27 protein-coding genes are annotated in these 25,555 nt (G+C 65.1%); 15 read left to right on the top strand and 12 right to left on the bottom strand.

Going from position 1 to position 25,555, the window contains the following annotated elements:
- The first annotated feature begins 10 nt into the window (after nt 1–10).
- Complete coding sequence (locus tag Y887_RS04925) at nt 11–1,111, top strand: glycosyltransferase (RefSeq protein WP_046963383.1); 1,101 nt, start codon at nt 11–13, stop codon at nt 1,109–1,111.
- 297 nt (nt 1,112–1,408) lie between these two features.
- Here Y887_RS04925 and Y887_RS04920 read toward each other — a convergent pair whose 3' ends face one another.
- Complete coding sequence (locus tag Y887_RS04920) at nt 1,409–2,581, bottom strand: TDT family transporter (RefSeq protein ID WP_046963273.1); 1,173 nt, start codon at nt 2,579–2,581, stop codon at nt 1,409–1,411.
- A gap of 107 nt (nt 2,582–2,688) precedes the next feature.
- Between Y887_RS04920 and Y887_RS04915 the strand changes: the two genes are divergently transcribed.
- From Y887_RS04915 to Y887_RS18640, 9 genes are all read left to right on the top strand, one after another.
- A complete protein-coding gene (locus Y887_RS04915; RefSeq protein ID WP_046963272.1) occupies nt 2,689–3,603 on the top strand; it encodes a LysR family transcriptional regulator in 915 nt (304 codons plus the stop codon).
- A gap of 219 nt (nt 3,604–3,822) precedes the next feature.
- The gene (locus Y887_RS04910) at nt 3,823–4,098 is read left to right on the top strand and encodes a metal/formaldehyde-sensitive transcriptional repressor (RefSeq protein WP_046963271.1); all 276 of its coding nucleotides are present in this window, start codon (nt 3,823–3,825) and stop codon (nt 4,096–4,098) included.
- A gap of 64 nt (nt 4,099–4,162) precedes the next feature.
- The gene (locus Y887_RS04905) at nt 4,163–5,272 is read left to right on the top strand and encodes an S-(hydroxymethyl)glutathione dehydrogenase/class III alcohol dehydrogenase (RefSeq protein WP_005993098.1); all 1,110 of its coding nucleotides are present in this window, start codon (nt 4,163–4,165) and stop codon (nt 5,270–5,272) included.
- A gap of 67 nt (nt 5,273–5,339) precedes the next feature.
- Nucleotides 5,340–5,915, top strand: a complete 576-nt coding sequence (gene gfa / locus Y887_RS04900) for an S-(hydroxymethyl)glutathione synthase (RefSeq protein WP_046963382.1) — start codon at nt 5,340–5,342, stop codon at nt 5,913–5,915.
- A gap of 59 nt (nt 5,916–5,974) precedes the next feature.
- A complete protein-coding gene (gene fghA / locus Y887_RS04895) occupies nt 5,975–6,805 on the top strand; it encodes an S-formylglutathione hydrolase (protein ID WP_046963270.1) in 831 nt (276 codons plus the stop codon).
- A gap of 715 nt (nt 6,806–7,520) precedes the next feature.
- Nucleotides 7,521–7,880: an ArsR/SmtB family transcription factor gene (locus Y887_RS04890; RefSeq protein WP_211256979.1), complete on the top strand. Its 360-nt coding sequence runs from the start codon at nt 7,521–7,523 to the stop codon at nt 7,878–7,880.
- 9 nt (nt 7,881–7,889) lie between these two features.
- Nucleotides 7,890–8,105 carry a hypothetical protein gene (locus Y887_RS04885; protein ID WP_046963268.1) on the top strand — a complete coding sequence of 72 codons (216 nt, stop codon included), beginning with the start codon at nt 7,890–7,892 and terminating at the stop codon, nt 8,103–8,105.
- Nucleotides 8,102–8,563, top strand: coding sequence for a hypothetical protein (locus tag Y887_RS04880; RefSeq protein ID WP_211256978.1), 462 nt, complete (start codon nt 8,102–8,104; stop codon nt 8,561–8,563). Before Y887_RS04885 ends, Y887_RS04880 begins: the two co-directional genes overlap by 4 nt.
- Nucleotides 8,509–9,324, top strand: a complete 816-nt coding sequence (locus Y887_RS18640; RefSeq protein ID WP_211256977.1) for a DUF4386 domain-containing protein — start codon at nt 8,509–8,511, stop codon at nt 9,322–9,324. The genes Y887_RS04880 and Y887_RS18640 overlap by 55 nt, the downstream gene beginning before the upstream one ends.
- A gap of 348 nt (nt 9,325–9,672) precedes the next feature.
- Here the strand turns inward: Y887_RS18640 and Y887_RS04870 are convergent, their stop codons facing one another.
- Nucleotides 9,673–11,082, bottom strand: coding sequence for an aminotransferase-like domain-containing protein (locus Y887_RS04870; RefSeq protein ID WP_046963267.1), 1,410 nt, complete (start codon nt 11,080–11,082; stop codon nt 9,673–9,675).
- 130 nt (nt 11,083–11,212) lie between these two features.
- Between Y887_RS04870 and Y887_RS04865 the strand changes: the two genes are divergently transcribed.
- The gene (locus Y887_RS04865) at nt 11,213–12,004 is read left to right on the top strand and encodes a PhzF family phenazine biosynthesis protein (RefSeq protein WP_046963379.1); all 792 of its coding nucleotides are present in this window, start codon (nt 11,213–11,215) and stop codon (nt 12,002–12,004) included.
- Nucleotides 12,001–12,921, top strand: a complete 921-nt coding sequence (locus Y887_RS04860; protein WP_046963266.1) for a DMT family transporter — start codon at nt 12,001–12,003, stop codon at nt 12,919–12,921. The genes Y887_RS04865 and Y887_RS04860 overlap by 4 nt, the downstream gene beginning before the upstream one ends.
- 39 nt (nt 12,922–12,960) lie before the next feature.
- On the opposite strand, the gene Y887_RS04855 is transcribed toward Y887_RS04860, so the two are convergent.
- Both Y887_RS04855 and Y887_RS04850 read right to left on the bottom strand, forming a co-directional pair.
- Nucleotides 12,961–13,299 carry a hypothetical protein gene (locus Y887_RS04855; protein WP_046963265.1) on the bottom strand — a complete coding sequence of 113 codons (339 nt, stop codon included), beginning with the start codon at nt 13,297–13,299 and terminating at the stop codon, nt 12,961–12,963.
- 86 nt (nt 13,300–13,385) lie between these two features.
- Nucleotides 13,386–14,330 (bottom strand): DegV family protein, encoded by a 945-nt coding sequence (locus Y887_RS04850; RefSeq protein ID WP_046963264.1) that lies wholly within the window; start codon nt 14,328–14,330, stop codon nt 13,386–13,388.
- Nucleotides 14,331–14,778: 448 nt separating this feature from the next.
- On the opposite strand from Y887_RS04850, the gene Y887_RS04845 reads away from it, so the two are divergent.
- Together Y887_RS04845 and Y887_RS04840 are read left to right on the top strand one after the other, a co-directional pair.
- A complete protein-coding gene (locus Y887_RS04845) occupies nt 14,779–15,594 on the top strand; it encodes a GH12 family glycosyl hydrolase domain-containing protein (RefSeq protein WP_046963263.1) in 816 nt (271 codons plus the stop codon).
- A 360-nt stretch (nt 15,595–15,954) separates the two neighbouring features.
- The gene (locus Y887_RS04840) at nt 15,955–16,746 is read left to right on the top strand and encodes a GH12 family glycosyl hydrolase domain-containing protein (RefSeq protein ID WP_104611964.1); all 792 of its coding nucleotides are present in this window, start codon (nt 15,955–15,957) and stop codon (nt 16,744–16,746) included.
- Between the two features lie 186 nt (nt 16,747–16,932).
- Here the strand turns inward: Y887_RS04840 and Y887_RS04835 are convergent, their stop codons facing one another.
- The 7 genes from Y887_RS04835 to Y887_RS04805 form a co-directional block, all read right to left on the bottom strand.
- Nucleotides 16,933–18,534, bottom strand: a complete 1,602-nt coding sequence (locus tag Y887_RS04835) for a rhamnogalacturonan lyase B N-terminal domain-containing protein (RefSeq protein ID WP_046963262.1) — start codon at nt 18,532–18,534, stop codon at nt 16,933–16,935.
- 211 nt (nt 18,535–18,745) lie between these two features.
- The gene (locus tag Y887_RS04830) at nt 18,746–19,078 is read right to left on the bottom strand and encodes a hypothetical protein (protein WP_104611982.1); all 333 of its coding nucleotides are present in this window, start codon (nt 19,076–19,078) and stop codon (nt 18,746–18,748) included.
- 22 nt (nt 19,079–19,100) lie between these two features.
- Nucleotides 19,101–19,856, bottom strand: a complete 756-nt coding sequence (locus Y887_RS04825; protein ID WP_245879414.1) for a hypothetical protein — start codon at nt 19,854–19,856, stop codon at nt 19,101–19,103.
- A 21-nt stretch (nt 19,857–19,877) separates the two neighbouring features.
- Nucleotides 19,878–20,297: a ribosomal maturation YjgA family protein gene (locus tag Y887_RS04820; protein WP_046963261.1), complete on the bottom strand. Its 420-nt coding sequence runs from the start codon at nt 20,295–20,297 to the stop codon at nt 19,878–19,880.
- Nucleotides 20,294–20,875 (bottom strand): hypothetical protein, encoded by a 582-nt coding sequence (locus Y887_RS04815; RefSeq protein ID WP_046963260.1) that lies wholly within the window; start codon nt 20,873–20,875, stop codon nt 20,294–20,296. Before Y887_RS04815 ends, Y887_RS04820 begins: the two co-directional genes overlap by 4 nt.
- Nucleotides 20,876–21,140: 265 nt before the next feature.
- A complete protein-coding gene (locus tag Y887_RS04810; protein ID WP_046963259.1) occupies nt 21,141–22,421 on the bottom strand; it encodes an amidohydrolase family protein in 1,281 nt (426 codons plus the stop codon).
- On the bottom strand, nt 22,418–23,818 hold the full coding sequence (locus Y887_RS04805) for an amidohydrolase (protein ID WP_046963258.1): 1,401 nt from the start codon (nt 23,816–23,818) through the stop codon (nt 22,418–22,420). Before Y887_RS04805 ends, Y887_RS04810 begins: the two co-directional genes overlap by 4 nt.
- Before the next feature lie 140 nt (nt 23,819–23,958).
- On the opposite strand from Y887_RS04805, the gene Y887_RS04800 reads away from it, so the two are divergent.
- Nucleotides 23,959–24,519 carry a DUF924 family protein gene (locus Y887_RS04800; protein ID WP_046963257.1) on the top strand — a complete coding sequence of 187 codons (561 nt, stop codon included), beginning with the start codon at nt 23,959–23,961 and terminating at the stop codon, nt 24,517–24,519.
- A 92-nt stretch (nt 24,520–24,611) separates the two neighbouring features.
- Here Y887_RS04800 and Y887_RS04795 read toward each other — a convergent pair whose 3' ends face one another.
- Nucleotides 24,612–25,481 (bottom strand): hypothetical protein, encoded by an 870-nt coding sequence (locus Y887_RS04795; RefSeq protein WP_046963256.1) that lies wholly within the window; start codon nt 25,479–25,481, stop codon nt 24,612–24,614.
- Between the last annotated feature and the right edge of the window lie 74 nt (nt 25,482–25,555).

The raw sequence follows: 25,555 nt of genomic DNA, 5'->3' as shown, positions 1-25,555 counted from the left end.
GCAAGGCGACATGACGGGACGGGACATCACGCAGGAGACCATCGCTTCGACACTGCGCCATCCCGATGGCGAGTGCGTGCATGGCAAGGCGTTTCCGATGATGCGGGTGATCAGCCGCGATAACGGCGTGGGCCTGACCCGCGACATGGTACTGATGGCGCAGACCCTGCGCGCCGGCGGCGTGCCGGTGCAGGAACTGGGGTTCACCAGCCAGCGCTTGCAGGACACCGGGCGCGAGGTGCGCCTGTGGGCCAGTCGCGCGCTGTTCGGACGGGTCCCGCTGCAGATCTTTTCCGAACGCGTGTATGCGCGCTGCCTGCCACTGGGGCAGATCAACCTGTTGGTGCCCAATCCGGAATGGCTGTTGCCCAAATGGCTGCCGTTGCTGCCGAAATTCGACGCGGTGCTGTGCAAGACCCGCCATGCCGAACGGATTTTCCAGAGCCTGGGCTGCACGACGCGTTTCATCGGCTTCACCAGCCCGGATCGCTTCGATGCGCGGGTGCCGCGCCAGCGTGCCTTTTTCCATCTGGCCGGGCGCAGTACCGCCAAGGGCACGCGCGTGCTGCTGGAGACCTGGAAGCAGCATCCGGAATGGCCGCTGCTGACGGTGGTGCAGAACCCGCGGACGGCCGGCAAGCCGGTGGTGGCGCCGAATATCGATCACCGCGTGCGCTATCTCGACGATGCGGAATTACGCCGCCTGCAGAACGCGCATCTTTTCCACCTCTGCCCCTCCGAGGCCGAAGGCTTCGGGCACTACCTGATGGAAGCGCTGAGCGTGGGTGCGGTGACGTTGGCCACCGATGGCGAGCCGATGAACGAGCTGGTCACGCCGGCACATGGCGTGCTGATTCCGGTGGGCGAGGTGCGCCAGCGGCGCCTGGCGTCCTACTACTACGTCGACGCAGCAGGAATCGCGCAGGCGGTGGACACCGCGCTCGCCATGCCGCAGGTCGCGCTGGACGCGCTCTCGGCCAATGCGCGTGCGTTCTATCAGGCCAGCGATGCGGCATTCGCGGCGCGCTTCCGCAGCGCAGTGCTGGCGTCGCTGCCGGAGCATGCGCCGCAAAGCGCTGTCGGAATTGCGCCGGTCGTGGTCGATCGTTGAGGGGTGACGCGTCAGGCGGTGCGTGCGGTCGTGCCGGACTGTGTGCAACTGCCGGCTGTCGTCAGGGTCAGCACAGCGTGCGCGGCTGCAGGTAGGCATTGCTACAGCGTGCAACGTCACTGCCGTGGGTGCAGTTCACCCTGTTACCTGACTGCGCCGGTGTGGGCCGAGCCTGTTGGGGATGCAGTCATGGCACCGAATCCATGCGAGGCACGATCGCGCAGTTGCCGGCCGGGTCGGGTGTTGCAATGAGCTCATCCATGGCAACGGATCGATCCAGCACTCCGGCTGCAGCGCTCACCGCGCAGTCGTTTCGCTTTGCAGGTCTGCAATGCAGGGCGACACGAACAGGTTGCCGCGATAGGCGCCGGCCAGGGTCCTGATCGCCACCAGTGCCCAGACCACGCCAAGCACGACGACCAAGGCGACGCCGAAACCGGTGAAGAACATCAGCTGCAGCCGTGCGCCGAGCTGCAAGCTGGCCAGTGCGTAGACACCGAGCGGGAAGGTAAAGCCCCACCAGCCCAGATTGAATGGCACCTCTGCACGGAAATAGCGTGCGGTGATCAGCACCGACAGCAGCAGCCACCAGGCGCCCAGGCCCCAGAACAGCAGGCCGCCGATCGTACCGATGCCCGCGGCGATCCGCCCGAGGTCGGCCAGCCCGTGTGCGGCGAAGATCGCCGGGGCGTCGGCGCCCATCACCAGCATGCCCAGCGCACCGGTGCCGATGGGGCCGAGCGACAACCAGCTCGATGCTGCCATGCCGGCCGGCGGCAACCGATGCAGGGCCATGCGGAGCAGCAGGATGACCAGGATGCTCATCGCCACCGGCACCGAATACGCCCACAACGCGTAGCTGGCGATCAGCACCGCGAACCGCGTGCCGGCATCGGCAAGGTGCGGAGCCAGCAACCCGCCGCTGGCCGCCGCCACTTCGGCCGCCACCACCGGCAACAGCCATACGGCGGTCATCTGCTCGATGCGGTGCTGCTGCCGGGTGAACATCAGATACGGCACGCCCGCCCCGCAGGCCAAGGCCATCGCCACGTCCACCCACCACAAGGTCTCGGCCAGCGGCAGCACGGCGCTGCCCCATCGCGGCACGCCGTACAGCAGCAGACCGTTGATGATGGTCGCCAGGCCCATCGGGATGGTGCCCAGGAACATCGACGCGCCAGCGTGCCCCAGGATCCGCCTGGCTTCATCGAAGAACCGCACCCAGCGTGCGGCATACAACAGCGCGAAGACCACAAACAGCGCAGCGTTGCACATCCACAGGCACTCGCCGACCGCGGCCAGGCCCGGAGCCCGCCATGGCAGTTGCCCAAGCGCCAGCGCGAAAATGCCGGTGCCCATGGTGGCAGCGAACCAGTTCGGGGTGAACTGGCGGATGACTTCGCGCGGGCCGGACAGCGCCTTGAACGGGCGCAGCCTCCGGGGGACGGGCAGTGCAGTCGCAGTGGGCATGGCGGCGGGTGACGCGTCGGAGAATGTGATGGCAACAGTGTCCAGCGGCAGGACATAACTGTAAAACGGGTAATATCGTTATCAATTACTTGTAAAGCAGGTAGATCGTGCGGCTGACGTTGCGGCAACTCCAGATCTTTTGCGCCATCGCCCAGCACGGCAGTACCACCAGCGCCGGGCTGGCGGTGGCGTTGTCGCAGTCGGCCACCAGTGCCGCGCTCAATGAGCTGGAACATGCGTTGGAAACGCAGTTGTTCGATCGCGTCGGCAAACGCCTGGTGCTCAACGATGTGGGCGCGGCGTTGTTGCCGCAGGCGCGCAGGCTGCTCGATGGCGCACAGGAGATCGAGGCGGGATTCGAACCGGGCGCTGCGGCTTCTACCGGTCGTTTGAAGATCGGGTGCAGCACGACGATCGGCAATCATGTGTTACCGCTGCTGTTGCATGCGCTACGCAAGCAGGCGCCCACGCTGCGGGTGGATATGGAAAGCGCCAATAGCAGCGCCATTGCACGCAAGGTGGCCGACTTCGAGCTGGACATGGGGTTGATCGAAGGACCCTGCCATCTGCCGGAGCTGCGTGCCGAGCCGTGGCTGGTGGACGAGTTGCTGGTCGTGGTCGGTCGCCGGCATGCGTTGGCCAAGCGGGCCAAGGTCACGTTGACCGACCTGCGCGATGCCGACTGGCTATTGCGCGAGCCTGGCTCGGGCACGCGTGAAGAGGTCGAGCAGTTGCTGCTGCGGCATCTGCATGCATTGTCCGATACCCGGCAGATCGGCAGCTCGGAAGCGATCAAGAACATGGTGGTGCAGGGGCTGGGGGTGAGTTGCCTGTCGCGCTGGGTGGTGGATGAGCTGATCGCAACGAAGAAGTTGAAGCCGTTGACCGCTGGGCTGCCGCGACTGACCCGGCGGTTCTTTGTGATCGCCCATCGCGACAAGTTTTTTTCGCCCGCTCTCGAGCGCTTTCACGCCACCTGCTTGCAGTTCAAGCGCGAGCACGAGCAGCGCTCGCAACCTTAGCCGCGACGAGACGCCGCTGCGCAAATCGCCTGCGGCGATGCAGCAGGGCGACTGTCGCGGTCGTTTCTCGCCACTGCATGAAACCGCAACGCCGTTGATGTGAGGACGGTCACTTTCTGTCGGGTGCAGCGTGCGTATCGACTACCGGAACGCCGTCGGCATCGCTTTTTTCTTCCAGATGCCTATACTGCCCCCCAGTATTTCGGGTCGAGGGTCGGCATGCCGCATTCGCCGCTGGAAAAGAAACGCGCGCTGGCGCGGGTACGGCGGTTGCGCGGGCAGTGCGACGCACTTGAGCGCGCGCTGCAGTCGGGCGCAGACTGCGCCCCGGTGCTACAGCAGATCGCCGCGATCCGGGGGGCAGTCAATGGGCTGATGTCGCAGGTGCTTGAAGCGCATATCCGTGAAGACTTCGGACATGCTGCTGCGTCCGACGCGCAACGCGCCGAGCGGGTCCAGGACCTGCTCGGGCTGGTCCGGTCCTACCTCAAATGAACTCCCACCGGGCCGGCGCATGCCGCGTCCGTCCTCGCACATCCTCGTCAGGAGCGCTATTCCAATGAAATCCCGTGCAGCAGTCGCATTCGGACCCGGCAAGCCGCTGGAAATCGTCGAGATCGACGTCGCACCGCCGAAGGCCGGCGAAGTGCTGGTCCGCATCACCCACACCGGCGTGTGCCATACCGATGCCTTCACGCTGTCCGGCGATGACCCGGAAGGCATCTTCCCGTCGGTGCTGGGTCACGAAGGTGGCGGCATCGTCGAGCAGATCGGCGAGGGCGTGACCAGCGTCAAGGTCGGCGACCACGTCATCCCGCTGTACACGGCCGAATGCCGCAAATGCAAATTCTGTCTGTCCGGCAAGACCAACCTGTGCCAGGCCGTGCGCGCCACCCAGGGCAAGGGGCTGATGCCGGACGGCACCACGCGCTTCTCCTATAACGGTGAGCCGATCTACCACTACATGGGCTGCAGCACCTTCAGCGAATACACCGTGGTGCCGGAAATCTCGCTGGCGGTGGTGAACCCGGAAGCGCCGCTGGAGAAGGTGTGCCTGCTCGGGTGCGGCGTCACCACCGGCATCGGTGCGGTGCACAACACCGCCAAGGTCAAGCCGGGCGAAAGCGTGGCGGTGTTCGGTCTGGGCGGCATCGGCCTTGCGGTGATCCAGGGCGCGGTGCAGGCCAAGGCCGGGCGCATCCTGGCCATCGATACCAACCCGGGCAAGTTCGACCTGGCGCGCAGCATGGGCGCCACCGATTGCATCAACCCCAAGGACTACGACAAGCCGATCCAGGAAGTGATCGTCGAGTTGACCGATGGCGGCGTGGATTTCAGCTTCGAGTGCATCGGCAACGTCAATGTGATGCGTTCGGCACTGGAGTGCTGCCACAAGGGCTGGGGCGAGAGCGTCATCATCGGCGTGGCCGGCGCCGGCCAGGAAATCAGCACCCGTCCGTTCCAGTTGGTCACCGGCCGCGTGTGGCGCGGTAGCGCCTTCGGTGGCGTCAAGGGGCGCACGCAATTGCCGGGCATGGTGGAGCAGTCGATGAAGGGCGAGATCGATCTCGATCCGTTCATCACCCACACCATGCCGCTGGAAGAGATCAACGAAGCCTTCGACCTGATGCATGAAGGCAAGTCGATCCGCACCGTGATTCATTTCTGACCACACGGCCAGGAGCGGCGCGCGGCCGCTTCCGCGCACGTGGGACCGAGACTCCGGGAGGGGCATGATGGCTAACGTGTCGATTCATCCTTCGGTAGATGGTGGCGTTGCGCGAGGCGGTGCAGAACACTTTCAAGGGGGAACCCTCGAATGTCACTGCGCGAGCGACAAGGTGGTGGTGGAAGTGGGTGCGCAGACTGCACACAACCACGCATGCGGCTGCAGTAAGTGCTGGAAGCCCGAGGGCGCGACGTTTTCCGTGATTGCGGTGGCGCCGCGCGACAAGGTCAAGGTGCTTGCGCACGAAGAAAAGCTGAAGATCGTCGATGAAAGCGCGGCGATCCAGCGACACGCCTGCACGGCATGCGGCGTGCATCTGTTCGGCCGGATCGAGAACAAGGAGCACGCGTTCTACGGGCTGGATTTCGTGCACACCGAACTGTCCAAGCAGCAAGGGTGGTCGGCGCCGGGCTTTGCCGCATTCGTCTCGTCCATCATCGAAACCGGCACCCCGCCGGAGCAGATGGATGGCGTGCGCACGCGTCTGACCGAGCTGGGGTTGACGCCCTACGACTGCCTGTCGCCGGGATTGATGGATGCGCTGTCTGCGCAGGTAGCGCGCAAGAAGGGCTTGTTGCACTGATGGTCCAACCCTGCGGCCGGTGATCCGGCTGCAGGGTTTTCTCTTCGCAAGGAATCTTCATGGAACGTATCGAACACCGTGCCTGTTTTGGCGGTTGGCAGGATGTGTATCGGCATCAATCGCAGAGCCTGGGTTGCAGTATGCAGGTGGGCGTGTATCTGCCTCCCCAGGCCGCCGACGGCCCCTTGCCGGTGCTGTACTGGCTCAGCGGCCTGACCTGCACCGAGCAGAACTTCATCAGCAAGGCCGGTGCGCAGCGCTATGCCGCCGAGCATGGGGTGATTGTGGTGGCGCCGGATACCAGCCCCCGTGGCGACGATGTGGCCGATGCAGAGGGCTACGACATCGGCAAGGGCGCCGGCTTCTACGTCGATGCCACGCAGCAGCCCTGGGCGGCGCACTACCGCATGTACGACTATGTGGTGAACGAATTGCCGGCGCTGATCGAAGCGCACTTTGCCACCACCGGCGCGCGCGCGATCAGCGGCCACTCGATGGGCGGGCATGGCGCATTGACCATCGCCCTGAAAAACCCGGGGCGCTATCGCAGCGTATCGGCGTTCTCGCCGATCGTGGCACCCAGCCAGGTGCCGTGGGGCGAGAAGGCGTTTGGACAGTATCTTGGCGACGATCGCGACAGCTGGAAGGCGTATGACGCCACCGCATTGATCGCGCAGGCACAGGAGCGTTTGCCGCTGTTGATCGATCAAGGTGGCGCGGACGAATTTCTGGAAAACCAGCTGAAAACCGCGCTATTCGAAGACGCAGCCAAGGCGGCGGCATACCCGGTGACCGTGCGGATGCAGCCCGGCTATGACCATAGCTATTACTTCATCTCCAGTTTCATTGGTGAGCACATCGCGCATCACGCTGCGGCGCTGCGTGGTTGATTGTGTGGTTGGGCGCGTAGCGGATCGTTGTCCCTTCTCCCCTCGGGAGAAGGTGCCCCGCAGGGGCGGATGCGGGTACGGGCGAAGCTGGTGGAGTTTGGGTGTACGTAGGCTTCGCCGCGTACCCTCACCCCAATCCCCGCTCCGCGCCCCGGCCCGCGCTAGCAGCGCGGGCGGTCCAAGGCACGCGCACCAGTGGCGCGCAAGCAGTGCCTTCTCGCCCCGCCGGGAGAGGGAGTCGCGTATGAAAGTTGCACCAGGCAGTAGCGGCAAGATCGCTGTTTTGCTGCAGCCGCTATTTACGGTCAGTGCGGTGCAGTGCCGTCGTTAGCGTGCCAGGTGCGGCACACGCTTTTCGCCTCATCCGTCCAACGTCCGGCCGGCGGCTGGCACTCGCCTGGCGTGAGGGGCCTATCTCTGGCGTCACTGCGTTGGCTTACAGCTGGAAACAGACTTACCTAGCGCCGCCGTGCATAACGCCGCCATGCGCGATAGCGCTTGCCTGCACTGCAGCTCGTGCGTACTTCATGATGCGGCGTGTCCATGGTGCCCCCCGGCTCGCGCCTGCGGCAGCGTGATGCAGTGCTTTGCACAGCGTGTGCATCAGTCGGGCAACCAGTGCGGACAGACAATGCCGGTCGCTTACCCATACCGCCGGTAACGACTCCGCACTCCAGCATCGCGCTCATGCAAAAAGCCCCTCGCAACGCTTGACATGTCTGCACCTGTCAGATATTTCTTACGCATGAAAAATGGTGGGGCAACGACAGGGGATCGACTGCTGGAGATTCTTTCGGCGCTCGATAATCCGCACCGACTGAGGATTATTGCGGCACTGCAAACCGGTGGCCGCAACTACATCAGCAGCCTGGCGCGAGAAGTGGGGATCAGCCGTCCGCTCTTGCATCTGCATTTGAACAAGCTCGAGGCCGCAGGTCTGGTGACCAGCCAGCCCGAGGTGTCGCATGACGGAAAAGCGCTCAACTACTTCGAGGTCAGCGCCTTTCGATTGGAACTTTCACCTTCGGTCATTGCCGACGCAGCGACATCGCTGACCGACAAGACGGAAAAATAGGAGACGGCCTTGTCGGAGCATCTGTATCTTTTGACCATCTGCCTGCCGCTGGGCACGATCCTGCTGGTTTTCGGCATGCGCTATCTTGCTGCGATCAGGCAGGCCAAGGCGCAGCTGGATCACAACCAGGCCTACCGTGAGCTGGCCGAGAAAACGCAGGTTGCCTTGAACGACATGCGTATCCGCCTCGACGGTATCGAAAGAATTCTCAAGGACGTCGAATGATCGCGACCGAGACTGACGCCAGCGGTGCTGCAGTTTCTTCCGTGTCGGGGCGGACTTCGAGCGACGTGCCGCTCTGGCGGTTGTATGGCTTGCGCGCCGGCTATCTGCTGCTCGTGGTCGGCCTGGGTGTACAGGTCTGGCCGGGTATCGTGCTGCGCCACGACAGCTGGGAACTGATGGAGGGCGTGGTGCAGTGCATGCTGGGAGCGATGGGGCTGCTGGCATTGCTTGGCCTTCGCTATCCGCTGAAAATGCTGCCGCTGCTGTTGTTTGAAATTGCATGGAAGTCGATCTGGCTCGGCGTCGTCGCCGCGCCGCGGCTGTTGCACGACCGGATGGATGTCGGTATCTGGTCCACGCTGTCGGCCTGCCTGCTGGTGGTGGTCTTTCCGGTCCTGATTCCGTGGGGGCACGTCGTCTCGACGTTCATTCGCATGCCCGGCGACCGCTGGCGTTGACTGCTTTCTCGCTTCGCATACTCCCCACAACCACTGGACACTCCATGGCGTACGACATTCAAGCTCGCCCGCAGTTCTATGCGCGCGTCGCTGGCGCGCTCTATCTCGCCGTCATCGTCCTGGGTGGTCTGGCAGAGGGCTATGTAGCAAACGCACTGGTAGTGCCTGGCGATGCCCAGGCCACGCTCCACGCCATTGTGCAGCATGCGCAGCTCTGGACGCTGGGGCTGGCTGCGAATCTGGTGGTACCGCTGATCGCAGTGGTGCAGCTGTGGATCGAATACATGTTGCTGCGGCCTGCGGGGAGGGGCTTGGCGCTGTTGTTCGTGTTGTTGAATACCGCATCGCTTGCGGTGGAAGCCGTCAGCAAGTTGTTTCAGTTGATGGTGCTGCCGTTGGCTTCCGGCAGCACGTCGGCAGCCGATCCTGCGCATGGCTTCTCGCTGGCCGCGCTGGCATTGCTGGGACATGAAATTGGCTTCAATATCGCGCTGCTGTTTTTCGGTGCTGCCTGCCTGGTCAGTGGCACGCTGATCTGGCGATCGCGCTATCTGCCCAGGTTCGTTGGCGGATTGATGGTGTTGGCTGGGCTCAGTTATCTGGTGGCCTCGTTCGCCGAACTGCTGGCGCCTGCATTTGCCAAGCTGATCAATCCCGGCATTCTGTTGCCGGTTCTGGTCGGCGAGACGACGTTTTGTTTGTGGCTGTTGATTCGCGGAGTTGATCGGCGCCAGTGGGATGCCAGGGCTGCGCTGATGTAGACGCGATTGCCCTTCTCCGCTGGCGAGAAGGTGCTCTGCTGGGGCAGATGAGGGGACGGGTGAAGGCTCGTGCAGTTGGAACATGCGGGTGCTTCGCACCGTACCCTCACCCCAACCCCCGCTCCCGCCCCGGCCCGCGCTAGCGGCGCGGGCGCTCCAAGGCACGCGCGCCAGTGGCGCGCAAGCAGTGCCTTCTCGCCCCGCAGGGAAGGGGGCTCGCCACTGCGCATTTGAAAGTTCGCGTCAGGTAGGTGCGGCGATATCTTTTGTCGAAGTCGAAGTCGAAGTCGAAGTCGACGGCAAACGACAACGACAACGACAAATCGAACGTTGACGCCAACAACCAGGCTAACGCACCACCTGCGTCGCAAGCGTCGCCAACCGACGCATCGCGCGTTCCAGCGTTTCGCTCCATGGCTGGCCGCAGCTCAGGCGGAGATGATCTGCGTAGTCGCCACGGCTGGAGTACAGATGACCCGGCGAGGTGCCGATGCCTTCGGCCAACGCGACTTCGAACAAGGCCTGGCCACTTCCACCATCGGGCAACTGCAGCCACAGCGATAAGCCGCCCGCCGGGTCGCCGACGCGTGTGCCCTGCGGCCAATGCCGCACGATCGCATCGCGCAGGCGCTGGCCGTTGTCGGCCAGGGTGCGGCGTAGCTTGCGCAGATGCCGTTCCAGATCGTGTTGCGCGAGATAATCGGCCAATGCCAGTTGCGGCAAGCTGGCGCTGCCAACGGTGGAAAAATACTTGGCGCGTACCAGTGCGTCGGTCCAGTCGCCGCCGAGCAGCCAGCCCACGCGTAGCCCGGGCGACAGTACCTTGGAGAACGAGCCGCAGGTGATCACGTTGTTGTGCGTGTCGAAGTGGCGCAGCGGGCGCGGTCGCTGGCCCGACCAATCCAGCTCCCCGTAGATATCGTCTTCGATCACCACGGTGCCGTGGCGTGCGCAGCTGTCGAGCAGCGCGCGCTTGGCACTGTCGGGGGTGAGGCTGCCATTGGGATTGTTGAAGTTGGGTACCAGCACTGCGGCGCGTGCCGGCGTGTGTTGCAGCAGCACGTCCAGACGCGCGACATCGATGCCGTGGCCGGCGCGGCTGGGCACTTCCAGCACCTTGAGCCGCAACGCCGCCACGGCCTGCAGTATGCCGTGATACGTGGGCGCTTCCACCAGCACCACATCGCCCGGTGCGGTGAGCGTGCGCAGCGCCAGGCTGATGGCTTCCATCGCGCCGGCGGTGATCACCACTTCTTCCGCAGCCACCGTGGTTGCGCAGTGCGCATAGCGTTGTGCGATCTGTCGGCGCAGTGCGGCGTGGCCTTGCGGCGGTGCGTAGTCCAGCGCAGCGTTGCGTTGGCGCCGCAACTGACGTGAGAGTGCTGCCGCCAACTGCGCAGCCGGTAACAGCGCAGCGGCGGGAGTGGCGGTGTGCAGCGGCAGCAGGTCGGTGCGCGCCAGGGTGTCGAGCACGCGCTGCAAGGCCGGGTTGTCGACCATGCCCGGTTTGCGCCGACGCGTTGCGGGTGCTGCAGCTGGCAACGCAGACGCCGTGGTACGCACGAAGTAACCGGAGCGTGGCCGCGCTTGCACGCGTCCTTCGCGCTCCAATTGCAGGCAGGCCTGCACTGCGGTGGCTGTGCTGATGCCGTGGTTGGCAGCCAGTTGCCGGATCGAGGGCAGGCGCTCGCCGGCACGCAAGGTGCCGCCGTCGATCTGCTGTCGCAGCTGCGTGGCTAGCGATTCGTACAGAAGCATATGCCGGCACCTTCCATCTGTATTGGTCGATTTTCAGCTTATCTGAATCTGTCATGGTCGTGTGCCGCGTTGCAGACTGGCTGTGCCCGGTGAGTGCGCCAGGTGTGGGTTCTCTTCTGTGGGGTTGGCCGTGCTGCTTTCAGTATTTATCGTCGATGCGTTCACCACAGTGCGGTTCAAGGGTAATCCTGCTGCGGTGGTGCCGTTGCAGAGCTGGCTACCGGAGCCGCTGATGCAGGCGATTGCCAGCGAACACAATCTGTCGGAGACCGCATTCTTCGTTCGCGACGAGAGCGGTGTCTTTGACATCCGTTGGTTTTCCCCTCTCAAGGAGGTCGGCTTTTGCGGGCATGCGACATTGGCCAGCGCGTTCGTGATTGCGATGCATCACGACGTTGTTTTTCCGTTGCGATTGCGCGCGCCGGCTGTCGGTGAGATCGAGGTCGCCAGGGTGGCCGAGCATACCTTCGAACTGCGCTTCCCCAACCAGATGCCGCTGTTGCTGTCGGTAGTGCCGCAAGCCTTGTTGGCGTCTTTGTCGATCGCGCCGCAGGCTGTGTATGCGAATGCGCAGGCGTATATCGCTGTCTACGCCGATGAAGACCAGGTGCGTGAGGTGACGCCCGATCTCAGCCGGATGCTGGCGCTGGCGCCGCGTGATGTAGCGGTCACCGCGCCAGGGACCGGGCACGACTTCGTCTCGCGCTATTTCTGGCCGGCCAATGGCGGCAGCGAAGATCCTGTGACCGGGTCGATTCATGCCGCGCTGGCGCCACTATGGGCACAGCGGCTGGGCAAGACGGAGCTCAATGCGCTGCAGGCATCGGCGCGCGGCGGCGAGCTCACATGCCGGGTTGAGCCACAGCATGTGTATGTGCGTGGCAGCGCTGTGCAGTATCTGCAGGGAACGATTGCGCTATGAGCATTGCCTTGTCTGTTCAGGCGACATCGGCAGGCGCATCGCGCCGCGCGCTCTGGCAGTTGCTGGTTGCCGAAGTGTTGATCGGGTCGGTGGGGGTCTTCGTGCACGAGAGCGGGCAGGATCCGGTAACGGCGGTGTTCTATCGCTGCCTGTTCAGTGCGTTGTTTCTCACCGTATGCGGTGTGATCGGCGGTCAGCTGCGCGGGCTGTGGCGCGAGCGTGCGTTGGTGCGCGATGCGGCGATCAGCGGTGTGCTGCTGGTGTTGAACTGGGTGGCGTTGTTCGCCGGCATGGCGCGCTCGTCGATCGGCGTGGCGACGATGGTGTATCACGTGTTTCCGTTCGTGATGCTGATCCTGGCGGCGTTGCTGCAGGGCGAGCGCACGCGGCGCGCCGATCTGGGCTGGACGCTGCTGGCGTTCGTGGGTGTGGCGTGTTCGGCCGATCCGGCGCGGCTGTGGCAGGCGGCCGAGCGCGGCTATCTGCTCGGGATTGCGCTGACCCTGCTGGCGGCCCTGCTATGCGGCGCATCCTTGCTGATGTCGCGACGCATCAGTCGCGAGCGGCCGTTGGCGGTGGTCACGGTGCAGTGCTGGGTCGGGACGGTATTGCTGGCCGGATTTTCGAGCAGTGCCGCGTTGCATCCGGGCATGCATTGGGTGTGGCTGGTGGGCCTGGGCGTGATCCACAGCGGGATCGTGTACGTGCTGTTTTATTCGGCCTACCGGCATCTGCCTGTGGCCACGATCGCGGTACTGGCCTTCGTGTACCCGCTGGTCACGCTGTTGCTGGACTATCTTCTGTATGGCCATGCGCTGGTGCCGGTGCAATGGCTGGGCCTGGCGTTGATCGTGCTCGGCACGCTGGCGGTGAACCTCAAATGGCGCTGGCCACGCCGCGCATTGGCGCGGGCATGACCGCGCGCCGCCACGCATGCAGCATGGCGGCGCACACCGTCAACGCACGTCGCGCATTTCCCAGTGATGGCCGGCCAGGGCCTGCATGCGCTGTTTGAACAGGTCGCCGGGGATGCTGGTGGTGGCGACCAGGTCGATGCGCAGGTCGTCTTGCTTGCCGGTGACGGTGGCCGACGGATCGGTGATGCCCAGTGCCGGGTCCACCTCGTCCGGGTCGGCCTGGAGCTGGCGCCAGCGGTCGAACCAGGCCGGGTCACGCAGTGCGGCCTGCAACTGTTCGGCAAACGCGTCGGCGCCGTTGGCGGTGAAGCTCACCGATGGCGCGCTGCCGCGGGCGAGCTTGGGGTCGGGCAGGCTGATCGAGTAGCTGACAGGCATGGACACACTCCGTTGAATGACGGCGGCACACTAGCCGAGGCGGGGTGAGAACGCCGTCGAAGGCCGTGTGCCGTCCAGCGTTTGCTTCAGGCAGAAAAGCCATGCGCTTCGGCGGCGAAGGCCACCGCCAGTGCGCCCTTGCCCACGTTGACCATGCCGGTCAGGCTCATCACGCTTTCGAACAGCTCCACCCCATGGCTCTGACAGGCGGCCTGCAACGCGGCATAGCCGGGCAGGGCATGCAGCTCGGCCAGCTCGCCGCCATAGCCCACGCACACGGTGGGTGTCATCAGACCCTCGCGGAGCTTGCGCACGGTGAAGCCGAACAGTTTCTCGGCCGACGGCTCGAAGCCCTTGAGCTTGGCCACCGGTTCAGTGACGCCACGATACGCGCGCAGCACCGGCTTGATATCCAGTGCGCTACCCAGCGCCGCGCCGATCAGGCCCACGCTGCGATCGCCCTTGGTGCGCGCGCGCGCACGCAGGTAATACAGATCGCGCGGAATCATGTAGCCATAGGTGTGTTCGGCCAGCTGCTCCAGCCGCGTGCGGATCGCCGCCACGCCCTGGCCCTGCTCGCGCAGGCGCACCGCTTCCACCGCGGTGACGCCCTGGCCGGCAAACAGGTTCAAGGTATCGATCACGCGCAACGCGAATGGCGAGCTGTGACCTGCGGCCTGACGGATCGGCTTGTAGTCGTTGAGGATCGCGAAACTGGCCTGCATGGCGTTGTCGTAGATCTGGCTGCGCAGCTTGGAGATGGTCAGGCAGAACACGTGGTCGTAATCGATGACCAGGCGCTGCAGGAACAGATCGCGGATCTGGTTGACCGAAAACGGAGTGGTTTCCGCCTCGTGTCCACGTTCGGCTACGTGCGCCTGCAGAAAGCTCAGCGTGGCTTCTTCATCGCGGTGATCGGCCAGCACGGCTTCGCCGATGCGGACGCTGATCGGCAGCACGATCACGTTGTTGCGTTGGATGAAGTCCTGCGGCAGATCGCACGCACTGTCCACCACGATTCCGATGCGCATCGTCGCCCCCTCCGGCTATTGCGTCGTCTCTACAAGTGCAAACGCTATCGCAAAACCGGCCTGGCGCGTAGACCCATCGGCTGACTGCGTGTGCCGGCCCCGGGCCTGACCGTGGCCAATCGGGCGTCTACAGCGGCCAGGTGCCGGGCGGGCCACTAGGGCCGACGCAGGCCGGGGGAGGCATGTGGCTCTGCACCATTTGCGTGCCAGGTCGTGCCGGAACACTGAGCGATACATGGTGCCTGGCCGGGCCAATGGTGACGAACTGAGGACCAGGACACGTTCGGGCTGCAAGGTAGCGCCCGCTATCGTGCTTGGCGGGGCTGTCCTGCCGGAATCGCTATAGCTCCTTTCGCGGGGCCGCTGCTAGGGTCGGCCGCAACCGCTGCAGGGCGGTCCCGGGAGCGCCGCACTGGCGCCGCCGCGCTGAACACCATGGAGAGTCCACATGCACACCACCCCATCCAACACCCTCACGCAGACCGGTGCGCAGGCGCCCGCCACACGGCGGCGCGCATCGCGCTGGTGGAAGGCCGCGCTGGCAATCGGCCTGGTCGCGCTGGCACCGGCGGCGCTGGCCGGGCCGTACAAGATCTTTGGCAAACACTATGCATGGGTCAACAATTTCAACGACCCCAACAACATCATCCAGGGCACCTTCGGCACCGGTAGCACGCCGGAGCTCACCGTCACCTTCAACTTCGCCGACTACAACCTGTACGGATATCCGGCGATCGTGCGCGGCTGGCATTACGACTGGAATCCGACCACCGACACGTTGTTCCCCAAGCAGATTTCCTCGATTTCCTCGCTGCCGTTCAAGTTCACCTACAGCGCCGGCGGCACCAACCTGGCGGGCGACTTTGCCTACGACATCTTCTTCCGCTGGGATACCGCCAAGGGCAACCCGCAGCTGGAAGTGATGATCTGGGGCGACCACAACTCCTGGCCGATCGGCACTGTCACCGCCACCAAGGTGATCACTGCCGGCGGGCGCACGTTCGATCTGTGGGAAGGCTTCAACTCCGGTGCCGGCTATTACGTCTACACCTTCATCCCGACCGGTACCGCTGGCCAGCCGACGCTCAAGACCAGCGGCAATCTCAACATCGATGCCAAGCCGTTCCTGACCTGGCTGCAGAACAACCGTTCCAAGGACGGCCGTTACAACAACAGCATGTATCTGCATGCGGCCGAAGCGGGGTTTGAAGTGGTGCGCGGCAATGGCTGGGCCAAGGTCAGCGCCACGATGGACGCCAAGTAAGCCCCAAGCGTCGCGCATGGACCGTCAGCGCAGCGGTGTCGGTCCATGCAGGCGTAGGTCGGTGATGGGCTGCACGGTGGTCCGCACGCTGCGACCCGATGGTGGCTACCGCTGAACTACGCTGTATCGCACAACGATGTGGTCGTTTGGGCGGCGCATGCAGACGCATGCGTCGCGCATCGGACGAGGCCACGGTGATCGGTCTGCAGGGATGGCCATGTTCGCGCCCCGTCAGTGCGCGGGCATTCGGCGTGGCGTCAAGGCGTCATTGCGCCGGATGTGCCCACGGTCATCGCCCACCCGCTGGCGTGTTGCCAGATGGCGAGCGTGGCCCATCCATCCATCATCGGAGTTCACCTCATGCATGTGCACGCTCGTTTCCGTCTGTCCTTGCGTTGCGGCGTTTTGCCGCGCGCCGCTGCGCTGGCCCTGGTACTGGTCGCCTCCGGCGCCAGCGCCGCGACCGGCGAGACCAAGGTCTACGGTACGCAATACGCTTACAACAATAATTTCAACGACAATACCAACAACATCAAGCCGACCTTCGGCTCCGGCAGCACGCCCAGCCTGACCGTCACCTATAACTTGCCCAGTGGGCAGTTGTACGGGTATCCGGCGATCTGCCGCGGCTGGCATTACACGATGAACCCGGCCACCGACAGCTATTTCCCGCACCAGGTCTCGAAGGTGGGCAGCCTGAGCGGGACGCTGGCCTTTACCACCAAGGGCAGCGGACAGACCGGCGACTTTGCCTACGATCTGTTTTTCCGCAAGGACACCAGCAAGGGCAATCCGCAGCTGGAAGTGATGATCTGGGGCGCCAACAATTCCTACCCGCTGGGCACGTTGACGGCGTCCAATGCATTCACCTCCGGCGGTGTGACCTACGATCTGTGGGAAGGCAATAACTCGGCCGCCGGCTACTACGTCTATACCTTCATTCCGCATGGCAGCGCCGGCAACAGCAATGCGCTTCCGGCCAAGGGCAGCCTCAATGTCGACGTCAAGGCATTTTTGACGAGATTGCAGGCGCTACGCGGCGGCGATGGCCGCTACAGCAGCGATCTGTATCTGCAGGTGGTGGAGGGCGGTTTCGAGGTCACCGGCGGGATGGGCTCGGTATCGCTCACCGGTTCGATCGCGGCCAAATAGACCCGGCAACTCGCCATCGATGCGATGGCATGGCGCATGCATCAAGCGCGGTCGGCATGCTGTCGGCGCGCAACGCCCGATGCGCCGTCATCCACGGATGGCAACGCCAGCTTGAAGCATGGCCACCATTGCACGTAGGTTCGCGCAGTGGTGGCCATGCCGGTGTTTACAGCAGGCGCATCGGATTTACGGCACTACCAACTGGATGCTGTCGAACACGACCGCCGGGCTGAGGTAGCCGTTGTCCGGCGATCCCGATGCAAGCCCGATCTCGATGCGGTTGCTGCCGGCCTGCAGTGCCGAGGCGGGAATGTCCACCTCATACAGCGTGTTGTTGCCGCGCGTGGTGCCGCGGGTGATGCCACGCGTCTTGGGCTGGTTGGGGACGGCAGGAAGCGGTCCATTCCAGCGTGCGTTGACGGCAACCTGCGGGCGCGCGCCGAACTGCGCCAGTGGCACGAACATCCGCAGGCGATAGCTGCGGACTTCATTGGATGTCAGGGTGAAGTCGATGCGGGTCGGCGTGTTGATGCTGCGCCACTGCACGGCGGGAAAACTCCCCACGCTGCTCGATCCTATGCTGTAGGTGACCGGCACCCAGCGCATGCGCGTGTCGGACGGATGCGCACGCGGCAGCAGGTCGGCATGGCGAAATCCGGCCGGCGTGCCGTCGGGCACACCGATCTGCCATTTCACCGTGCCCGGCAAGGTCACGGCCTGCAAGGCCACCTGCGGGCTTGCATTGGCGAATACTTCCACCTCGCGTTGCGCCACTTCCAGCTCGTTCTGGTACAGGGTCATGCGGTAGCGGCCCGGGCGCACGCCGGCCACCTGGTAATCGCCGCTGCCGTTGGCGGTGGCCCAGTACTGCGCCTGGTCGTTGCGCAAGCCGATCACGGCCGGTTGACCGGACAGCACGCCGCCGACCCGACCGCTCACCGCACCGCGCCCGCTGCCGGCCAGATAGCCGCTCAGCCCCAACGTGGCATCGACAAAGTCGGTGCTCAGCTGCGCGCTGTTCGGAGCGCCGCCGTCGGTAAACAACAGGCCGTAGACGCCATGCAGGCCGCCGCGAAACGCTTCGGTCTGGGTGTGGTCGGAATACATGTAGTTGTAGAGCTCATGCGTCACGCGGGTCTTTTGCGTGGCGATGTCCTTGAAGAACGGCCCGCCGGAACTGCGCTCGCGGTTGCTCATCAGCATGAACACCGCAATCCCCGAGCCGCTGACCCCATGCACCCGGTCGTCGATCATGCGGCGCGCCGAATAGAACTTGGAGCTGGTGCGCCCGTCCGGCAGCAGGAAGACGTCTTCGCCTTCGATCACGCTGCCGACATTGGAGTCGGGTTCCTGTTGCGCGTTGGGCAACTTGGCGACGTTCAAGCGCGCAATGAAGCGCAGCTCGCCCACCGGTAGCAGGGTCGGTGCGTAGGTGGCCATGTAGATCGCATTACGGCCCTTGCGAGCGATGTAGTACTGGGTCAGATCGCCGGCCTTGGCCGACACCACGATCGCCCCGCCGACCACGCGCGCGTCCACGCTGGCGCTGCCCAGGCCCGAGGCGATATGCGAGCCCTTCGATTCGGTGGTCTGCAGCTCGTTGTCGCGGTAGCGCATCGACACGATGTCGCCGTTGTTGGCATTGACCGAAAACACCAGCTCGGCCCCGGTGTCCACCACCACGCGGTCGCCACTGCGGGTGAATCCGAAGGCAGCCATGGCCGGTGCGCTGACGCCGCCGTACAGGCACAGCGCGCATGCCAGCATGCGCAAGGTGGGGTGGAGCATGTTCAGTTCCTCAGTCCAAGCAAGGGTGTGGCCGCGATGCCGCTGCGCGATGCTAGGCGGGCGCGACCTGTGCTGCGAGTGCTCCAGATGCAGAGCGTGCACCCGGTTCAAACTTCAGCAATGAACCTAAGTGCGGGTCACGCTTGCACTGCGACCTGGAGTGGAACGCGTTGCTGGGTGACTGCGATGGCTGCGCTCGATCGCAGGTGTGCTAGAGCTGGCTCAGCGCGTCGCGGACGCCGGCAATGGCGGCAATCCATTGGTCGCGTTTGCCGATCACAAAGCGGTGCTCATCGCCGTTGTCCAACCGCACGGCCAGCGATGTCGGCGCCACCGGCAGCAGCCCGAACAACCGTGTCCAGCGCGGTTGCAGCGACACGATTGCGCTCAGCGGCACGGCGAGCGAACGCGTTTGCACGTTGAAGGCGTGTGGCTGGAACAGCAGCGCGTCTGCAGTGAGGATCAGGCGCCCGCCCACGGCCTCGATTCCGCGCTGCAGATTGGCCGGCGCCTGGCGCAGCACCGCGCGTTGGATCGAGCGCAATCCGCCGCCTGCAAACATCATGTCATCGGTCTGCATCGCTGGCGTCACACGTGCGGCGCGGCTGCCAGTTCCAGGCACCTTGCGCATTGGCCAGACGGACTTGCCAGTGTTGGGTGTCGTCGCTCAGGCAGGTGGCCGTCGCCTGCAGCTGCGTGCCGAACCATTGCGGTGCGCTCAGTTCGGCGATGCCGCTCGTGCCATCCCGGCTGAGCAGCATGCTGGTTGTGGAGATCAGCACGCGCTTGTTGAAGTCCATCACGCGCCACTGCTCGCCGTCCATGCCGTCGCGTTGCGTAACGGCCAGATAGCGGCTGCGATCCGGCGCGATCACCACCTGGGTACCGCCGGGAAGCTGCTCACCGCTGCGGGTGTCGATCAGCACGCCGGAAAAAGTGTCGCCATCGCGATGATGCAGCAACACGTACGCATCGCGGCGATCGCAATAGCGGTACTCGGCGCCGTCCAGCGGCGCATCGTAGGGCGGGGTGTCGTCGAACACCTGCGTGCCTGCATCGGTTTCCACGTCCAGCCGATGCGCGCCCACGCGCCGCACGCGATCGCGCGCGCCTGCGGCAAGCGCGGCGGCCTCGCGCGCGGCATCGTCCAGATCCGGGCAGTGCAAGCTCACTGCGGTGCGGGCAGGCGTCGTTGCAGCGGCAGCGATCGCCCCGGCACTCGATGACGGGGCGGATGCGCTTTCGCGCCCACAGGCGCCCAGCGCAAGCACGGTGGCAATGGCGGCGCAGCGGACGATGGCTGAAGACAGAAGGGGGGACATGGCATTCCAGGAAAAACAGGATCAATCGATCAGCGGGGCTGCAGGTGCCACATGCGGTCGCGGTCGCAACAGCGCATCGCAGCCGAAAGCCACACCGCCGCCGATGGCATACATCAGCACATCGTGCAGCGTTGCGGTGTTGCCGAGCGCGATATAGGCCGCACTGCCGGGGTGCAGACCAAGCCGGTCGGCCAGATGGATGGCCTGCAAGCCTTCGATCGCGCAGCCGATGGCGATTGCCAGGGTGCAGGCCCATCCCGGCGGGCAGCCAAACACGCCGCGCAGGCCGCAATAGACCAGCGCCACGGCGAGCACATCGCCCAGGCTGCCGCGTACCCACGCACCGCCGATCCAGCCGGCAGCGATCGCCACTTCGATCAGCAACAGTGCAACGGCCACCAACAGGTAGCCCGCCCGCGCGCGCAACGACAGCGTGCTCATGGCGTCCTTGCGGGCTGCCGCTGGCGGCCCATGGTGAAGGTGCTGGCAAGTGGAATGTGGATGCCGCGCTGCCGGTCGTTGACGGTGACCTGCACCTGCCAGCGGCCGGGTGGGTCGCTCGCCTCCGCACGCACGGCCAGGCTGACCTGCGCCAGATACACATGGCGTGGGTCGCCTTCGATGTGCGTCTGCAGGCACGGCGCATCGACCGTGTTCTGCTCGGCATGCCCGGTGGGGTCGATGACGCGGATGCTGCACACCACATCGGCGCGGCGTTGCGCATCCAGCCCGGGATTGGACAGAAAAATCAGCGCGAACAGTGTGTCGCCGGTCGCGACATGGTCGACCTGATTGAAGTGCGGAGCGGTGTCGCTGGGCGTGTTCCACTTCTGTTGCCAGTCCGCATCCGGTGTCAGCAGCAGGCTGGCGCCCATGTCCTGCACGGTCTTGCGGCTGGGCGATTGTGCAACCGACTCGCCCTGGGCGTTGATCCACCCCGATTGCGCCATGCCCGACAGCGGCAGCAACCCGAGGCAGGCAGCGATGATGGATGAACCCAGGCGGGGCGGCAGGCGCATCGGCAGTCCTTGCGAGTGATGCCGGCAGGCTGCCGGCGATGGTGGATGCGCAGGCTGGTGCACGCGCGGGCCTGCGTTGGCAAAACCAGTGCGATACACGTGCGCATCGACGCAGGCAGCACCTGCAACAGCCGAAGCGAGCAACCAGTCCCCAGCTGAGCATGGCCGGCGCGGATCAATCGCAGTGTACGAGGCGGACATGTCGATTGAGAGCACCGGCCGCGCCTGACTGGCGGTCGCCCAGGCGTGGTGTCGTTGGCGACGCTTATTTCAGATACGCACGCGGTAGCGGCCCTGCCTGCTGCAGGTAGCGGTCGCGCAGTTCGGTCTGGCGCGAGCGCATCGGCATCTCGCGCCCGCCCAACCAGACCTGTTCGGCATAGTGCGCAACATCCAGCGGGTCGCCTTCCCACAGCACCAGATCGGCCTGCTTGCCCACCGCGATGCTGCCGATACGGTCGGCCACGCCGAAGATCTCTGCGGGCACGCGGGTCAGCCCGGCCAGGCCGGATTCCCACGGCAGACCGTTGGCCACCGCATTGCCGGCCAGCTGGCGCAGCTTGCGTGCATTGTGCGAGGCATCGCCGCTCTGGCTGAAGCTGACCTCCACACCGGCCGCGCGCAGGCGCGCGGCATTTTCGAGCGTGGCGCCGATCTGATCGAAGGTGGCCGGCAGATCGGCCAATGCATTGACCAGTACCGGCACCCTGGCCTGCGCCAGTTGCGGCGCCAGCTTCCAGGCTTCGGCGCCACCGGCGATGGCGATGCGCACCTTCTCGCGTTGCGCCCAGCGCAATAACTGGCGGATGTCGGCCGCGCGTTCCACCTGCACCACGATGCGACCTTGCCCGGCCAGATACCTGGCCAGCACGCTGCGGCCCATCGGGGTCAGCAAGGCATGCGGCGAATCGGCCGGTACGCGGCCGCGCGCTTCGGCCACCAGTTGATCGAGCAGCATCCATTGCGCCGCTCGCGAGCTTCCGGTGAGATCGGACGCCGCTGCGCCGATGCGGATGAACAAGGCATGCGGGCCGACCGGGTCCGGGCTGCCGTCCAGCCGCACGATGCCGCCCTGGCCGGCGATGAAGGCGCCGCTGGTGGTGGCGCCGAGCGCGGTGAAGCCGATGCCTTCCACGCGCGCCACCGGCACCAGCACCGAGTCGGGGTTGTAGGCCAGGGTGACGTCGAACTCGGGGCGCATCGGTTGCTCGGCCAGCTTGATGCCGCTGTCCACGGTACTGTCTTCGCCGGACACCTCTTCGATGCCGATCTCGGTGATGCCGCCGAACAAGGCCGGCGTCAGCGGGCGTCCCCTGGCATCGATCACGCGGCCATCGGCAGGCGCGGCGAGATTGCTGCCGATCGCGCGGATCACGCCGTTTTGCACCAGCACGTCGGTGTGCTGCAGCGTGCCCTGCGCGGTGGCGGTGTGCACGGTGGCATCGCGGATCAGCACCTGCTGTGCGACTGCAGGCACAGCCAGTGCGGCCATCACCAGCGCGGCCAGCGCGCGCAGGCGCGGGCGTGCGAACCCGGCGCGGCTCATCGTGCCACCTCCTGGCCCAGCATGAAATCCGACACCGGCTGCAGTGCGCGGTCATGCCGGTCGTAGACCTGCGCACCGTCGATGTACACCTGTTCGGCCAAGGCATAGGAACTGAAAGGATTGCCGTTCCACACCACCACATCGCCCATCTTGCCCGGCTCCAGCGCACCGGTCTGTTTCTCGATACCCAGCGCCTTGGCGGCGTTGCTGGTGAGCCAGCGGATGGCGCGTTCGGGCGCGATCTCGGTGCCGCTGCGGCGTGCGTTGGCGATCACCTTGGCGGCCTCCTGGTTCAAGCGTTGAATGCCTTCTTCCGAATCCGAATGCACGATGGCGCAACTGTTGGCCGGTCGGTCGACCATGGCGATGTTTTCCTGGATGCCGTCGAAGGCTTCCATCTTGAAGCCCCACCAATCGGCCCACAGCGCGCCGCAGACGTTTTCCTGCGCCAGCCGGTCGGCCAGCTTGTAGGCCTCCACGCCGTGATGGAAGGCGGCGATGTGGAAACCGAATTCCTTGGACAGGTCGAGCATGGTCGCCATCTCGTCGGCGCGGTAGCAATGGATGTGCACGCGGATATCGCCATTGATGGCGCCGGCCAGCGTGTCGAGTTTGAGATCGCGCTTGCCGCCGGCATCGCCGCTGCTGTCGTTGTCGCCGCCGCTGCTCCACCAATGGCGTTTCTTGGCGGTGGTCTTTTTCGGCGCATTTTTCTGCAGGTAGTCGGCCGCATCGATGAACGCGGCGCGGTAGCCGGCCACATTGCCCATGCGGGTGGCGGGGCCGCCCTTTTCGCCGTACACGCGCTTGGGGTTTTCGCCGCAGGCCATCTTCAGCCCCCACGGCGCGCCGGGAAACTTCATGCCCTGGTAAGTGGTCGAGGCCACGTTCTTGAGCGTGACGCCGCGTCCGCCGATCAGGTTGGCCGAGCCAGGCAGGATCTGCAGCGACGTGATGCCGCCGGCCAGTGCGGTGCCGAAGCCCGGATCCTGCGGCCAGATCGAATGCTCGGCCCACACGTTGGGCGTGACCGGTGCGGTCATCTCGTTGCCATCGCTGTGCGCGCTGACGCCGGGGCTGGGATACACGCCCAGATGCGAGTGCACGTCGATGATGCCGGGGGTGACCCACTTGCCGGTGCCATCGATGCGGCGCGCGTCGGCCGGCGCTGCAAGTGCGCGGCCCACCGCGGCCACCTTGCCGTCGCGCAGCAGTACATCGGCATCGTCCAGCCGCTCGCCGGTGCCGGTCAGCACCGTGGCGTGCTGGATCAGCACCGGACCGGACGCAAGCGCGCGGTAGGTGCTGGGGTAGGGGTCTTGCACAAACCGCGACGCCGCAGACGCAGGCCCGCACAGCAGCGCCGCGCCAAGGGCGGCGAACAGGATGGAACGCATGGATTTCCCCGGTGCAACGAAAGCGTAGGCCGCAAACCTAGCCGCCAGCGCCGTGCTTGCCAAGTGCTGAAGGTGCGGTTGCGGCTGCTTCATCACATGTAAGCGTGCATGCTGTGCCGTATTCCTCAGGGGGAGCGTCGATGATTGCCAAAACAGAGCGCAATAAGCAGGCCGATGTGGTGCTGGCTTTCTGGGAGCTGGCCGGTTCGGCCCGCTGGTTCACGCATAACGATGCGTTCGATGCCAATTTTCGCCAGCACTTCAGCGAGCAGCATTTTGCTGCTGCGCGGGGCGACTATGCGCACTGGATGGCGCGTGCCGAAGATGCGCTGGCGCTGCTGATCCTGCTGGACCAGTTTCCGCGCAATGCGTTCCGGGGCAGTGCGCATGCCTATGCGACCGACGGGCTGGCGTTGCGTCATGCCAAGCAGGCGCTCGAACATGGGTTCGATCAACAGGTGTCTGCGCAACTGCGGCTGTTTTTCTATCTGCCGTTCGAGCACGCAGAAGATCTGCAGGAGCAGGCGCGCGCCATGCAGCTGATCGCGGCCCTGGGCGAGGCGGAGACGACGCGTTGGGCGCAGGAGCATCAGCAGATCATCCAGCGCTTCGGGCGCTTTCCGCATCGTAATGCGGTGCTGGGGCGCGAGACCACCGCCGAAGAACAGCAGTTTCTCGACGAGGGTGGATTTTCCGGTTGAGCGCTGGCGTGGCGCGTGCGCCATGCGCCTTGATGCGGCTCTGCGCCAATGCGCGCTGCCGTCACTGGCATCGCGCATTGGCACCACTGCGATCAGCAGCCGCCCGGCAACGCTTCCGAGCGCCAGCCGGCGCCTTCGCCTAGCAGCAGATAGAACCCGTAGCTTTCGTAGCCGCTTTCCGAGAGCACGAAGTCCAGCGTGCCATTGCCGTCGATATCGCCGAACTGCAGCAGGTGCGTCCGCAGCGGCAGGTCTTCGCAATCATCGCAGCCGCTGGCCGCGCTGCCACGGCGGAACTGCCAGCGGCTGCCGTCGTGCTCGAAGATCGCAAGCACCACGAGCACGCCGGTCGGGTTGTCCGGATTGCCGGTCTTGGTCGGATGGTTTGCGGTGAGCACCGCCACGCGCCGCTGCGGCTGCTGTGTATCGGTCACGATCTGCAGCGACGCTGCGTCCTGCGCGCGGTCCGCCTCGAAGGCCGCCAGCGCTTGGGCCAACGCCGCCGGCTTGACGCTCTTGCGCAGCTGCGCGGTGTCGCCCACCTGACGCAGCAACTGCGCCTGTTCGGCAGCAGTGGCGGCGCGCCCGGCGAAACGCTTGCCCGGATTCAGATCCACCGTCGACAACAGCGGCGAGTGCGCCAGGGTGGGGTTGCCCTTCAAGCGCAGTTTCGACGTGCCGCCGCACATGCTGTTGTCGTCCACGCTCAGCGCGGCAAGCCGCAGGTTGGCGGTGGAAACGCCGTTATCGAAAGCCTGCAGCGGTTGGTTCAATAGCGACTTGGGCAGGGTGGAGTCGTTCGCCACGGCCTTGCCCAACCACACCGGGATGTATTCCAACGGGTCGTCGGACGGCTGGCTGTCGTAGGTCGGCACCAGCAGGACGGCGCGGGTGGGGGCGGCGGCATGTGCGGCCAGTGGCAACAGGGCGGCCATTGCGAGCGCGATCGAACGGGTGTGCATGTGGCGAAGTCCTTGTGGGTGTCATCCATGAAAAAACGGACGCTCCATGGAGCGCCCGTTTCGGTATGCAGCGG

Source organism: Xanthomonas pisi DSM 18956 (assembly GCF_001010415.1).
GTDB lineage: Bacteria > Pseudomonadota > Gammaproteobacteria > Xanthomonadales > Xanthomonadaceae > Xanthomonas > Xanthomonas pisi.
The sequence above is the reverse complement of the archived record's forward strand: the minus strand, read 5'-3'. Positions and strand labels throughout refer to the sequence as shown.